Origin of the sequence: Sphingobium sp. WCS2017Hpa-17 (assembly GCF_031843765.1) — a bacterium.
In the GTDB taxonomy this organism is placed as follows: Bacteria; Pseudomonadota; Alphaproteobacteria; order Sphingomonadales; family Sphingomonadaceae; genus Sphingobium.
On record NZ_JAVTIV010000016.1, the window covers coordinates 85,029 to 98,350 of the forward strand.

Consider the following 13,322-nt stretch of genomic DNA (forward strand, 5'->3'; position numbering starts at 1 on the left):
CTTAATTGGTATTTGGCGGCGCCCTGCATGTCCTTCACTTTCCCGGGAAACCATACCCAACAACAAGGGAGAGGAATCGATATGCAGGGTATCGATATAAATCGTCACATCGACGAAGCCATGTTCGGAAACCTACATCTTAAAATCATCATTGCTTGCGCCATCCTGCTCATAGTCGATGGCTATGATGTCTTCATTTATGGCGTCGTCCTTCCACAATTGATGGACCAATGGGGACTAAGCGCGCCGCAGGCCGGATCACTCGCCAGCTGGGCCTTGTTCGGCATGATGTCGGGCGCGCTCTTCTTCGGTCCTCTGGGTGATCGGATCGGGCGCAAGACCTGCATCACCATCTGCTTCGCGCTGTTCAGCGCCGCCACCTTCGTCAACGGCTTTGCCACGACGCCGACCATGTTCGGCGTGCTGCGCTTCATCGCGGGGCTGGGCTGCGGCGGGCTGATGCCCAACGCCGTCGCGCTGACCAATGAATATGCGCCCAAGCGGATGCGCAGCACGCTCGTCGCGCTGATGTTCAGCGGCTATGCCGTGGGTGGCATGGCGGCGGCGGGCCTCGGCATCTGGCTGCTCCCGCTGTTCGGCTGGCAGGCGATGTTCTTTGCCGCCGCCGTGCCGCTGATCCTCTTGCCCCTCGTCCTGCGTGGACTACCGGAATCGGCCGGCTTCCTCGTCCGCTAGGGGCGGCAGGATCAGGCTCGCGCCATCCTTGAACGGCTGTCGCCCGGCCAGCGCCTCGACGGCCCGCTGCTCCAGCCGCAGGGTATTGCCGCCAAGACCAGCATCGCCGCCCTTTTCCAGCACAATCGCGCGCTCGGTACGCTGTCGATGTGGCTCTGCTTTTTCTGCTGCCTGCTGATGGTCTATGCGCTCGGCTCCTGGCTGCCGCAGTTGATGCGCAGCGCCGGCTATAGCCTGGGGTCCAGCCTGTCCTTCCTGCTGGCGCTCAATTTCGGCGGCATGTTCGGCGCGATCGCGGGCGGACGCCTCGCCGACCGGTTCGGCCTGCCCCAGGTGGTCATCGCCTATTTCCTGCTCGGCGCGATCTGCATCAGCCTGCTGGGCCTCAACGGACCGATGCCGATCCTCTATCTGCTGATTTTCGTCGCCGGCGCCGGCACCACCGGCACGCAGATATTACTCTATGCCAGCGTCGCCGATTTCTACGATCTGTCGGTCCGCTCGACCGGCCTCGGCTGGGCATCGGGCATGGGCCGGGTCGGCGCCATCGTCGGGCCGATGCTGGGCGGCGTGCTGCTCGCGGCGCAACTGCCGATGACGCTCAACTTCGTCGCCTTCGCCATTCCGGGCCTCGTCTCGGTGCTGGCCACCCTGGTCTTCATGCTGAGCCGTCGCCAGCTGGCCAACCGGGAAAACTACGCCCTGGCGGCGTGATCGGACCATCATGACTACAAGCCAGACGGGCTGGATCCCGGCGATCATCGCCGGGATCATCGCCACCACCATATCCTATGCCGGCCCGCTGGTGATCATCTTCCAGGCGGCGCAGGGCCTCGAACCCGCCCTCGTCGCCTCCTGGATCTGGGCCATCTCGATCGGCAGCGGCCTGTTGGGTATCGCGCTCAGCTGGCGCTGGCGCGTGCCGATCGTCATCGCCTGGTCGGCGCCGGGATCGGCGCTGCTGGTGACGATGCTGCCGCAGAGTGATTTCGCGACCGCGATCGGTGCCTATATCGTCGCCAATGTCGCTATCCTGCTGATCAGCCTGTCGGGCGCCTTCGACCGGCTGATGCAGCGGCTGCCAGCCGCGATCACCGCTGCCATGCTGGCCGGCATATTATTTCGTTTCGTTATCGATATGATTGGTGCGGTGCCATCCGCGCCGGTGATGCTGATCGCCATGATCGCCGCTTTCTTCGCCGGCCGCGTACTGGCGCCGCGCTATGCCGTGATCGCGGTGCTGGTAACGGGCGTCGCCATCGCCGCGCTCGGCGGCGGCCTGTCAGGATCGATCGGCACACCGCACCTTACCATGCCGGTCTGGACGACGCCGCGATTCGACTGGGCAGCGACCGCCAGCATCGCAGTCCCGTTGGCGGTAGTGGCACTGACCGGCCAGTTCCTGCCCGGAATCGCCATCCTGCGCGCCGCCGGTTACGACCAGCCCGCCGCCCGGCCGATCGTCTCGACCAGCGCCATCGCCTCGATCGCGCTCGCGCCCTTCGGTTGCCATGGCCTCAACCTCGCCGCCTTCACCGCCGCCATCTGCCTTGGCCCCGATGCCCATCCCGATCCCGCCCGACGCTACATGGCCGGCATCGCAGGCGGCGTCACCTATCTCGTCTTCGGCGCCTTTGCCGCCACCGTACTGGCGCTGTTCGCCACCCTGCCCAAGACGCTGATCGCCGCGCTGGCGGGCCTCGCCCTATTCCCGGTCGTCGCCAATTCGCTCAGCACCGCGCTGCGCGCCGAGCAGGGACGCGACGCCGCCCTTGTCACTTTCGCTGTCAGCGCATCGGGGATGACGCTGGCCGGGCTCGGCTCCGCCTTCTGGGGCCTGATCTTCGGCCTCGCCGTCCACCTGCTCCAGAGCCTTGTCGCAAAACAGCCCGACCAAGCCACCGCATAACCAGAAAAACCCATATCCCGGAGAGTATGCATGTTCGATCTTCTGGCGCCCGTCCTGGCCGCCTCCGCAGCGCAAGCCGCCCCGGCCCCGCCATCCGCTCCTGTCGAAGTCGCGCAGAAGGAGGAGGCGCCGGCCGAGGCGCAACTGCCCCCGTCGCAGACCAGCGAGCGGCCCAAGGCGCCCAAGCCCGCCTTCCGCCCGATCAACCATGACGAGGATTATTCCGGCTTCCGCGACGTGCGCGACGCGAACCTGTGGACCCGCCTCAAATATCTGCCGATCGTTGGCAAGACCTATGCCACGCTGGGCGGCGAACTGCGCCTGCGCCCCGAACTGCGGCTGGGCGAACGCTGGGGCCGCGGCCCGCAGGATGATGACGGCAATTTCCAGCAGCGCAGCCGCATCTGGGGCGATCTCCAGGTCGAAGGGCTGTTCCGCGCCTTCGTCGATCTGGAACATGCGACCAGCACCGGCCTCGATTCCGTCGTCGCTCCGATCGAGGAAGGCCGGCTCGATTTCAACCAGGCCTTTATCGAAGCGCATGTCCCGGTCGGCAAGGCCCGTGTCACCGCGCGCCTTGGTCGGCAGGAAATCGGCATCGGCAACCAGACCGTGTTCGACATGCGCGAAGGCGCCAATACTCGCCGCTCGCTCGACCTGCTGCGCGTCATGGCGACCCAAGGACCATGGGATGGCGGCTTCCTCACCGGCCATGCCGTGCTGGAGAAGCTCGGCACATTCGATGACGAAACCAACCATGATTATGACCTGACCGGCTTTCATGCCGGCCGCAGCTTCGGCGCTGGCGCCCGTACCGGCCGCGCCGAAGCGTTGTTCGTCTCCTCCGACCGCGCCAGCCGGGCCTTTGACAGCGAACCCGCCGCCCGCGACCAGCGCCGCACCCTGTCGCTGCGCTATGCCGGCAAACGCGACGCCTGGAGCATCGACGTGGAGGCGATCCGCCAATGGGGCGCATTCGGCGATCTCGACATCGACGCCTATTATGTCACCGGTACGCTCGCCCATGGGTTGCAGGGCGGATGGAAACCCAAAGTCGGGCTGCGGGTCGATGTCGGTTCGGGCGACAGGAATCCGAACGACGGAAAGATCGGCACCTACGCACCGCTCTTCCCCAAGCCGCTGACCTATAATGGCGACCTTGGCCCGCATAACCTGACGATCATCCAGCCGATGCTGTCGATCCAGCCGACCGCGAAGCTGAAGCTCGATTTCTCGACGGCCGGCCTGTGGCGCACGTCCATCCATGACGGCGTCTATTCGCTCGGCGGTCAGGTCTTGCGGCGCGGTGACGAAAGCGACAGTCGCTTTTTCGGCAAGCGCGTGACCGCCGCCGGGCAATATGCCCTCAATCCCTTCACGACGCTGGGCTTCTACACCATCTACGGCGACGTGTCGGAAAAGTTCAAGCCGGGCCGCGACCTCTATTACGCCGCCACCTACCTGACCTTCCGCTTCTGACAGAGGCCATGCAGGCGGCGGCAGCCGATCATCTTCCCATGTTGAACGGCATCGTTGAGGAGATTCCGCTCAACATGAGGGCATTCCAAGAGCGCTCTCGCACCCATACAGGCATCAGCCATGTCGCCAGGTAAAGTCCGGACCGGCGTAAACACGCACCGGATTACCCCGCTCCAACTGCTTATGCACGATCCATTCCGCCTGTCGCCCCTGCGCTTCCGTATGGGTTCGCCGAGCCTCGATGACCATCGCCAGTTTCAACTTCGCCAGTTTACGGTTAGCGTGCTGGGACCGTTGATCCTGTGCAGTGGTGACGAGTCCGGTGGGACGATGTGTGGCGCGCACGGCGCTGTCGGTCTTGTTCACATGCTGGCCGCCTGGACCACTGGCGCGCATCGCTTGATAGTCTATGTCCTCGTCTCGCAAGTCGACCATCGCATCGGCCTCCGGCGCGATGCTGACGCCCACGAACCAGTTGCGACGTTTGTGATGCGGACGAAATGGACTTGTCCCTTTCCACAAGATCGTGCCTGCACGCCCAGATACAAAGGCGGCTGCTCCCTCGCCCGATATGCGAAGCAGGAGCGAAGACGGCAGGCCATCATGGCTTTCGACGCATTCGCAGGTGACGCCAGCCTCCTTTGCCTCCCGCGCGAACGCCACGGCAAGCTGGGCGACGACCCAGCGACATTCCTCTGGTCCGCTGCCGGAGGTCAGATGCAGGATGATTTCGCTCATGAGCGCCTCGTCTTGTAGCTGAGTAATGGCCGCAGAAGCGCGATCACGCGGATCAGGCCAGCGTCCTTCAGATCGCCGATCACGGCGCCGATATCCTTGAACGCCTGGGGCGCTTCCTCGAATATCAATCGCCGATCCTCGCAGATCACGCGGCTGCCGAGATCCGTTCGCTCAAGTTCAGTCGGTCGATAGCGTCGAGACAGGCGGGCATGGGCATCCGTGCGACTCCATTTGCGCCCCGCACCATGGGCAAGCGAATGGAGCGCGACATCGGCATGATCAGCCAATGGCTCGACCAGATAGCTGAAGTCCCCGCGCGAACCAGGAATTGTGACAAGGCCCCGATCGGCCGGTGCGGCGCCCTTACGATGCAGCCAGCCACCCTGATGGGGTGTCACACTGTTATGACAGATGTCGACGATCCGGCGTCCCTTGCATCCCAGCTTGTCCGAAAACCGCTGGGCGATGATCCGACGGTTGAGCACTGCCCAATTGTGGGCGTGACCATGCCGTTGGAGATAGGCGCATCCATCCACTTCCCCAGCGATCAGTCCGGCGCTGCCGTTCCGTGCCGCATGGCCCGTCAATATTGCATGACCGATCCCTCGCGATCCACTGTGAATCATCATCCACAGCCTATCCCGATCCAGGGTCAGCGCCTCAAAGCGCTCGTTATCGACAACCTCCTCGATCCGCTGCAATTCAACGAAGTGGTTACCGCCGCCAATGGTGCCCAGCGATGGATCGCCCATGTCGATTGGCAACCCGGCTGCGACGAGCGCCGCTTCCTGGTTTCCCGGCCAAGGCGTATCGAGATCATGCAGCTTTCGCTCCACCGCCCCAAGCCGGAATTTTCGGAGTGAAAGATCCGTCTCCCACAAAGCCATGCCACAGCCAATGTCGCTACCGACGAGATGTGGATAGATGTGGGTTTCGGACCAGAAAGCAGCGCCCACTGCAATACCGTTCCCCGCATGGAGATCGGGTAAGCCAACCACGCGCCCAATGCCTTCCAGTCGTGCAGTTGCGCGCAGTTGATCGACAGCAATCGGATCGAGACGAGCAGGATCTTTCGCGATGAGGGTCATACAGGACTGCTCCATCATGCACCTCCTTTCAGCGATCGATTGGCAGACGGCAGCCGGTGCCGAAGCAGGGCATAGTCCTTCAACAGACCATCTTCAGGGTCCACGAAGAACTCGCGGCGTCGGAACCAGCGCCCTTCTCGTTCGAGCACCTCTCCCTCAAACATCCATTCGCCATGGCGGCCGATGGAGATGCGAGTGAGGACATAGTCCTCCAGATGCTCCCGGACATGCATCTTCACGGTGCTGCCGGTGTCGAGGCCCGCGCAGATTTCACTGAAGACCATGTCCCAGGGCTTGCCACGCCTGCTGCGCAGGAAACGAACGAGCGGGGCGAGGTTCTCGTTGAGCATCTTGGTATAGGGCGCCGCGATCTTGGCGTGGCGCTTGAGACCGATCTTTTTGATGCCTTGAGAGGCTTTTCCCTTCAGCTTTGCGGAACGGGCATGGCTCGCGCCCCAGCGCGGTCGCTCCACTATGACCTTGAACATGTCAGCGCGCATGATCGGCTTCCTTCCCGTTGGAAAAGAATGCGGAAACGCCGACGTCGAATTGATTGAAATTGATCTGGCTCGCGCGGTGCGGGTCAGCAATGTGCGTCAGGTGAGCGAAGTCACCTGCAGGGAAATTGCCCATGCAATATCATCCTGAATGGTCTGGATAAGAAGAATGTCTGTCTGGCTTGCAGGTGCGGCTCGCATGTCATTCTCCTTTCTACATTCAGGACCGGCCGGAATTGGCTGCGGTTCCAATAGTCGAATCATCGCAACTTGGCAATATGGGCGACCAGCCATGCTCCATGCGGCACGGAGCATGGCCGCCTTTTACCGTACGGTCAGCAGATGCGTACCGCCTGACTGCTGAGCAAAACCAAGCCGCTGGTTCAGAAAGCGCCCGATCACGTCGATCGCGGTCAGGCTGTGCTGGCTTGGCTTGACGGTCGTGAAGCTGCCTCCGCCGGCAAGTGCGAAGGGAAGCAGCAACTGATCGGCCAGATAGGGACCGGCAAAGGCATTGGACTCCAAAAACCCAAGCATCCGGCCGACCGCCTTTTTCGCCACACGCTCAGCAGTCACGCCAAGCTGACCGAAGCCACTGACGATCTCGGTTCCATGCTCGAACTGCGCCTCAAGCAACAGGATGTTGCCCGGCCCTTGATCCTCCGGAAGCTCACGCACACAAGCTTCCCGCTCTGACCAGCCGAGATCCCGGCGCACAACGTTGATTTCGCGCTCAGCAATCTCGAACGGCAGGCCGGCAAACAGGGCCTGACCGCTGACGGCCATCAGGGCTCCCCGCTCCAGGCAGTCGATTGGCCGCAACGGCGCCGGATTGATCTCAACCTCGATCCGACCGCCACCGCGCGGGTAGAAACCGTGGCGGACAAGCCGCGCTTCGACCTTTGGCCCCATGCAATTGATGATCGGCAGGAAGCATTTGGCGATGAAGTCGAACGGCGGCGCGAGCATATTGTGCGTCCCACCCTCCAGCACCAATCGCGATGGCGCATCAGCGAGCAGCAGCGGCATCAGCACCGTCTGCAGGACAAGCCCCGTCGATCCGGCAGTGCCGACGGCGAAGCGATACTCGCCAGGCACAACGCTGCCCGGCGTGAAGCTGAGCGTGTATGAACCCACGTGAAGGCCTTGGCATTCGGCATTACCGATGACGCACGCAGCCTCAACCGCGGTCACATGCTGACGCATGAGCCCCGGCTTGGACCGCTTCGCGCGGACATTCTCGATCCGGACAGCCTTGCCGGTGACGAGCGAAAGCGCGCACGCATCGCGCACGACCTGCCCACCACCTTCGCCTTCCGATCCGTCAATGATGATCATAATTCCCCCTGAAGGTATTCCCGCGGCCGCTCGCGCGACCGGTAAAACGGGGCGGCATGCCCCCGGCATACCGCTCGATCCCGTTTCACCCCTTCACGCACACAACCTGTTTCAACGTATGGACGATCTCCACCAGATCGGCCTGCGCGGCCATCACGGCTTCGATCGGCTTGTAGGCCTTGGGCGTCTCGTCGATGACGCTTTCGTCCTTGCAGCATTCGACGCCCGCCGTGTCGGCGATATGCTCGTCGAGCGAGACCAGCTTCTTGGCCATGGTGCGAGACATCACGCGCCCCGCACCATGGCTGCAACTCTCGAACGATTCCGCATTGCCAAGACCGCGCACGATGAATGATTTCGCGCCCATCGAGCCGGGGATGATGCCCATCGTACCCTTCGCCGCGCGCACCGCGCCCTTCCGGGTCACGAGCACATTCTGGCCGAAATGGTTTTCCCGCGTCACATAGTTGTGATGGCAGTTCACCGCCTCCAGCTCGGCGTCGAAGGGCTTGGCGATATGGCCGCGCAGCGCCCGGATCACGTTGGTCATCATCATCCGGCGGTTCAGCGCCGCGAAGTCCTGCGCCCACTCGACCGCCTCGACATAATCGTCGAAATGGTCGGTCCCTTCCGGGAAGTAGGCCAGATCCTCGTCGGGCAGGTTGATGAACCACTTGCGCATATCCTGCTTGGCCAGTTCGATGAAGAAGGTGCCGATCGCATTTCCCACGCCGCGCGAACCCGAGTGGAGCATGATCCACACGCGCTGCTCGGTATCGAGGCAAAGTTCGATGAAGTGGTTGCCTGTCCCCAGTGTGCCCAGATGGGTAAGCTGGTTCGTGTTGTTGAACCGCGGATATTTCGCCGTGATCCGGTCGAACCGCTCAACGAGCGTCGCCCAGGCGTCCACGATCTCGACCGGCGGGGCACCCCATGAACCATGATCGCGCTGGCCGCGACCGACCGAACGGCCATGCGGCACCGCCTGCTCGATGGCCGATCGGATGCCCTCCAGATTGTCCGGCAGATCGCTCGCCATCAGCGAAGTGCGCGCCGCCATCATGCCGCAGCCGATGTCCACGCCCACGGCGGCCGGGATCACCGCGCCCTTGGTCGGGATCACCGAGCCTACAGTGGCGCCGATGCCGACATGCACGTCCGGCATGGCCGCCACATGCTTGAAGACGAAGGGCATCTGCGCCGCCTTGCGGAGCTGTTCATGCGCCTTCTCGTCGACCGGCACGCCGCGCGTCCACAGCTTGATCGGCTTGCCGCCCTCGACGTGCTGAATATCGTAAGTCCTGCTCTCGGTCATCTTGACCTCCCTGTATAGTCATGGTGCCGGCGACAAGGTTTGGCGAGACATCCCGAATTTCTTCGGGGCGGATTCGAACCGCTCAGCCTTTCGGCCTCTACCGATGTAGTCCCGCCGGCATTCGCCAGCTCAAATTTCGGTGCCATGACGACGAGGTTTTGACAGACTTCTCTCCGCCCTTGCGGACGGTCCCTGTGCTACCGTTACACTACGGACCGATTGGGCGGTCCGGCGGGATTCGAACCCGTATCTGGGGCGTGATAGGCCATGTAGTCCGTCAGGCATTCGCCATGGTTTGCATTTCCGGTCACGGCGACGAGAAGTGAGAAAGACCGTCCCGAGGGACTGTCGCTCTATCCAGCTGAGCTACGAGCCCGAACGCATCGAAGGCCCGGCGGGACTTGAACCCGCGACAACCACATTACCAATGTAGTCCTTCTCGGCATTCGCCGTGATATTCTAGTCGGGTCGTGGCGACGAGGGGCGGCAAGACGCGGCCCTTAAGCTACGTGTCGGCGGCGGGGTTCGAACCCGCATCTCCCTTTCGGCAATACTGCCTTCCGGGCGCTTTCCTCGTCGGGCCTCCTCTGGTGACATGTAGTCCTGCCAGCATTCGCCACGACCCTGTTCGTTCAGACCTCCACTTGTTCGACGATGCTCACCCAGTCGCGCGTCTCGCCGGAGACGAAGCGCGCAATGGTATCGAACACCGCGTCGGAGAAGCCTCCGACATTCAATATGTCCTGCCGGCTGGCGGCCTGCGTGGTGCCGTAGGGCGCGATGTCGATGCAGACGAGCTTGGCTTGCGGGTTGCGCTTCGCCAGTTTCGTCCACTCCTGCATCGTCGCCGTCGAGCCGCTCCGCTGGGCATCGACCCAGGACTCATTGTCCGAGACGATGACCACCAGATCGACTGCCGCCTTCTCCTTGTTGATGAGTGCGAGGGGCGCCGAGACATTCGTCCCGCCACCGCCAACCGCCGCCAGCTTCGCAGCATTCGCCGCGATCCGGTCGGTAGCCTTCAGCGTCACCGGCACGACCGCCTGCTCGAACGGGATGACCCGCGCCTCACGGTTGGACCGCAACATCGCCGCCGCAACCAGAGCCGCGACATCGATGCAGCGAACCTTCGACGAAGCGCCCTTGCGGTAGCCCGTCACGGGCGATTGCATCGACCCCGACACATCGGGGCAGACGACCACACGGCCCGGCACCTTCGGTACGCCCCGGAGCGACAGTTCCAGCGCTTCCTCCAGCGCCGCCTGCACCTTGAGCGGCACGCCGTCGCCGACCTGACCCAATGCCACCATCAACTGATAGGGCATAGGCCGTACGGCACGGAGCGCATCGCGGTCGGCAAGTCGGGCCGCGACCTGATCGGTAAGCCCCTCCACCCCGAACGCGCCGTTGCGCGCCAGCGTGTTGAGGTTCATCCGCAACGCCTGCCAGCCCATGCGGCCGGCAAGCTCTGCCCACTGCTCCGCGACAAGCGGATAAGCGGTCAGCCACTCGAACGGCACCTGCGGCAGCGGCAGCGCCTGATCCTGCTTCCAGGCCTCGAACGCGGCGATCTCGACGGGCAGAGCGGCGACGTCATAGGGACGACCGATCAGCCAACCATAGAAAGCCTTGCGCTCCGCATCCGCCGGGCGCGGGTGGACCATCTTGACGATGTCCGCCAGGCTCGGCGCAGCGCCGGTCGCTGCCTGCATCAGATCGCGGATCGACGCCTGCTCCAGCCACTGCTGGATCAGCCGCTTCGGCCGCGTGCCGAGCGACGTCCGCCCGACCTGACCCGACCGCATGATCTGCACGAAGCTGCGCAGCATGCGGCCGTTGTTCATGACCTTACCGAACACCCGAACCGCGAGGTCGGGATCCGCAACCGTCAGATAGGCCGCCAACAGGGCCGGCATATCCTTCATCGCACCAGACGTGCGGGCATAGATCGCGGCCTGGGCGACGAAATATGGATCGACCGCTCGGGCCGCGTCCAGCACATCGGCAAGCTGCGTCTCCGCCGCGCCGTAGAAATTATCGGCCAGCGTGCCCGTCGCCGCCAGCTGGGCGAGCTTTGCCTTCGGCCCATAGACGTAGGACGGCGTACCCTCCCGGTTCAGCGTGTCGGTGCGTGGCAACAGCTTCGCCACGGCGCTCGCAAACAGTCCCTTGTTGGCCATCGTCCAACTCCTCATCTGGTCAGGGCGGCAGGATTTGAACCTGCGGCCTCCTGCTCAAGCATCCTGCCTTTTGGGCAGGCGCTCTGCGCAGACTGAGTCACGCCCTGTGAATTTCCGGTCCTTGGGGCGGCCAGCCCATTCCGGCCGCCCCAGTTCCGCCTGCCGGCCGAGTAATCCGCCCCGGCCGGCGCCAATCCAATTCGCAGGAGGTGTGCCAATCCACAGGTTGGAACGAAGAAAAATCATATATCATTGATATATAGTTATTTATATTCTTTCATCGCAATTCACCCCGCTCGATAACGATCAAATTTCATATCGCAAGAGATATGCTTTTATCCTATGATATAAGAATGAAACCTCTGACCGTCATCGGATTCCTGGGCTCTACGCTCGATGCGAGCAAATTCGGGCCTTCGCGCTGGAACAAGTGGCGGCCGACGGTCGCACTCACGATACATGAAGATTTGCGGGTTGATAGACTGGTGCTACTCCACGGCACCGCCCACCGGCGCCTCGCTGAATATGTCGCGGAGGATATCGCCTCGGTCTCGCCGGAGACCCAGGTCGACATGCGCGTGCTCGACTTCCGCGACCCGTGGGACTTCGAGGAAGTCTATGGAAAGCTGCTCGATTTCGCGCGGGCCGAGCCGTTCGATCCGGATGAGCAGGACTATCTCCTCCACATCACCACCGGCACCCACGTCGCGCAGATCTGCCTCTTCCTGCTGACAGAGGCGCGCTATTTGCCGGGGCGCCTGCTCCAGACCCAGCCGGCCAAGCGTGCGGAGGATGGTGGAGCGCCCGGCCGCTGGAGCATCATCGATCTCGACCTGTCGCGCTATGACAGCATCGCCACCCGCTTCGCCGTCGCGAGCGCGGAAAGCACGTCTTTCCTCAAATCGGGCATCGACACGCGCAGCGCCGCTTTCAACCGCATGATCGACGAGATCGAGCAGGTTGCGTTGCGCTCGCGCGCGCCAGTGCTCCTGATGGGGCCGACGGGCGCGGGCAAGAGCCAGCTCGCGCGTCGGATCTATGAACTGAAGAAGGCCAAGCACCAGGTCGCCGGATCGTTCGTGGAGGTGAACTGTGCGACGCTGAAGGGCGACAGCGCCATGTCGGCCCTGTTCGGGCACCGCAAGGGCGCCTTTACCGGCTCGGTCGCCGACCGGCCGGGTCTGCTCCGTTCCGCCGACAAAGGCATGTTGTTTCTCGACGAGATTGGCGAACTCGGCCTCGACGAACAGGCGATGATCCTGCGTGCGATTGAGGACAAGCGCTTCCTCCCCGTGGGTGCGGACAAGGAGGTGGCATCCGACTTTCAACTGATCGCCGGCACCAACCGCGATCTGGTCGAGGCGGTGGCAGCGGGTGCGTTTCGCGACGATCTTTACGCGCGCCTGAACCTCTGGACGTTTCGCTTACCGGGGCTGGCAGATCGACGTGAGGATATCGAACCCAATCTCGACTATGAACTGGATCGGTTCGCCGAGCGCGAAGGCGATCAGGCGAGTTTCAACAAGGAAGCACGTCAACGCTATCTGGCATTCGCAACATCCGGAGAAGCCAACTGGCCGGGCAACTTCCGAGATCTCGCCGCCAGCATCACTCGCATGGCCACACTCAGCCCGAAAGGGCGGATCGATGTGGACTGCGTCGACAAAGAAATCGAGCGATTGCGGCGGCTATGGTCAGGTCAGGCTGATAATGCCGCAGACATTCTGTCCGAGATATTGAGCGACGAGCAGATTGTCGAACTCGACCTGTTCGATCGCGTCCAACTCGCCGAGACGATCAGGATATGCCGCGCCAGCCGCTCGCTGTCGGAAGCAGGACGAACCCTCTTCAATGCCTCGCGCGCGCGCCGCAGCAGTTCAAACGACGCGGACCGACTGAGAAAATATCTAGCTCGTTTCGGACTGGATTGGTCGATAGCTAACGACCGGGGCTAACGGTAGAGTCAGGAAGTGGCGCGGTGTCGTGCGGCGCGCCTGTGGGGCTTGCCAGACGGTCCGTTTCCACTCCCTGCTCATCGAACCGGACGTGCAGATCTCCCGCATCCGGCTCTCGGACAAGATA

At 63.0% G+C, this 13,322-nt stretch carries 13 protein-coding genes and 1 pseudogene; 5 read left to right on the forward strand and 9 right to left on the reverse strand.

Annotation, left to right across the window (positions count from 1 at the left end):
• The first annotated feature begins 120 nt into the window (after positions 1-120).
• On the forward strand, positions 121-696 hold the full coding sequence (locus RQH62_RS18575; RefSeq protein ID WP_311270209.1) for an MFS transporter: 576 nt from the start codon (positions 121-123) through the stop codon (positions 694-696).
• Here the strand turns inward: RQH62_RS18575 and RQH62_RS18580 are convergent.
• Positions 664-819, reverse strand: coding sequence for a hypothetical protein (locus RQH62_RS18580; protein ID WP_311270210.1), 156 nt, complete (start codon positions 817-819; stop codon positions 664-666). The two genes, RQH62_RS18575 and RQH62_RS18580, sit on opposite strands and share 33 nt — an antisense overlap.
• A 24-nt stretch (positions 820-843) precedes the next feature.
• On the opposite strand from RQH62_RS18580, the gene RQH62_RS18585 reads away from it, so the two are divergent.
• The 3 genes from RQH62_RS18585 to RQH62_RS18595 are packed head-to-tail and all read left to right on the forward strand — an operon-like array spanning position 844 to position 4,084.
• Positions 844-1,410 carry an MFS transporter gene (locus RQH62_RS18585; protein ID WP_311270211.1) on the forward strand — a complete coding sequence of 189 codons (567 nt, stop codon included), beginning with the start codon at positions 844-846 and terminating at the stop codon, positions 1,408-1,410.
• A 10-nt stretch (positions 1,411-1,420) separates the two neighbouring features.
• On the forward strand, positions 1,421-2,605 hold the full coding sequence (locus tag RQH62_RS18590; RefSeq protein WP_311270212.1) for a benzoate/H(+) symporter BenE family transporter: 1,185 nt from the start codon (positions 1,421-1,423) through the stop codon (positions 2,603-2,605).
• A gap of 30 nt (positions 2,606-2,635) precedes the next feature.
• A complete protein-coding gene (locus RQH62_RS18595) occupies positions 2,636-4,084 on the forward strand; it encodes an alginate export family protein (RefSeq protein WP_311270213.1) in 1,449 nt (482 codons plus the stop codon).
• A 114-nt stretch (positions 4,085-4,198) separates the two neighbouring features.
• On the opposite strand, the gene prfH is transcribed toward RQH62_RS18595, so the two are convergent.
• From prfH to RQH62_RS18635, 8 genes and pseudogenes are all read right to left on the reverse strand, one after another.
• Positions 4,199-4,822, reverse strand: a complete 624-nt coding sequence (gene prfH / locus RQH62_RS18600) for a peptide chain release factor H (RefSeq protein WP_311270214.1) — start codon at positions 4,820-4,822, stop codon at positions 4,199-4,201.
• A complete protein-coding gene (locus tag RQH62_RS18605) occupies positions 4,819-5,910 on the reverse strand; it encodes an RNA ligase RtcB family protein (protein ID WP_311270215.1) in 1,092 nt (363 codons plus the stop codon). Before RQH62_RS18605 ends, prfH begins: the two co-directional genes overlap by 4 nt.
• A 14-nt stretch (positions 5,911-5,924) precedes the next feature.
• Positions 5,925-6,410, reverse strand: coding sequence for a hypothetical protein (locus RQH62_RS18610; protein WP_311270216.1), 486 nt, complete (start codon positions 6,408-6,410; stop codon positions 5,925-5,927).
• A complete protein-coding gene (locus tag RQH62_RS18615; protein WP_311270217.1) occupies positions 6,400-6,543 on the reverse strand; it encodes a hypothetical protein in 144 nt (47 codons plus the stop codon). The genes RQH62_RS18610 and RQH62_RS18615 overlap by 11 nt, the downstream gene beginning before the upstream one ends.
• Positions 6,544-6,731: 188 nt before the next feature.
• Positions 6,732-7,745, reverse strand: a complete 1,014-nt coding sequence (rtcA, locus tag RQH62_RS18620) for an RNA 3'-terminal phosphate cyclase (protein WP_311270218.1) — start codon at positions 7,743-7,745, stop codon at positions 6,732-6,734.
• Positions 7,746-7,830: 85 nt separating this feature from the next.
• Positions 7,831-9,060, reverse strand: a complete 1,230-nt coding sequence (locus tag RQH62_RS18625) for an RtcB family protein (RefSeq protein WP_311270219.1) — start codon at positions 9,058-9,060, stop codon at positions 7,831-7,833.
• A gap of 632 nt (positions 9,061-9,692) precedes the next feature.
• A complete protein-coding gene (locus RQH62_RS18630) occupies positions 9,693-11,240 on the reverse strand; it encodes an RNA-binding protein (protein WP_311270220.1) in 1,548 nt (515 codons plus the stop codon).
• Between the two features lie 16 nt (positions 11,241-11,256).
• Positions 11,257-11,347: pseudogene (locus RQH62_RS18635) on the reverse strand.
• Between the two features lie 246 nt (positions 11,348-11,593).
• On the opposite strand from RQH62_RS18635, the gene rtcR reads away from it, so the two are divergent.
• A complete protein-coding gene (gene rtcR / locus RQH62_RS18640; protein ID WP_311270221.1) occupies positions 11,594-13,195 on the forward strand; it encodes an RNA repair transcriptional activator RtcR in 1,602 nt (533 codons plus the stop codon).
• Positions 13,196-13,322: the final 127 nt, after the last annotated feature.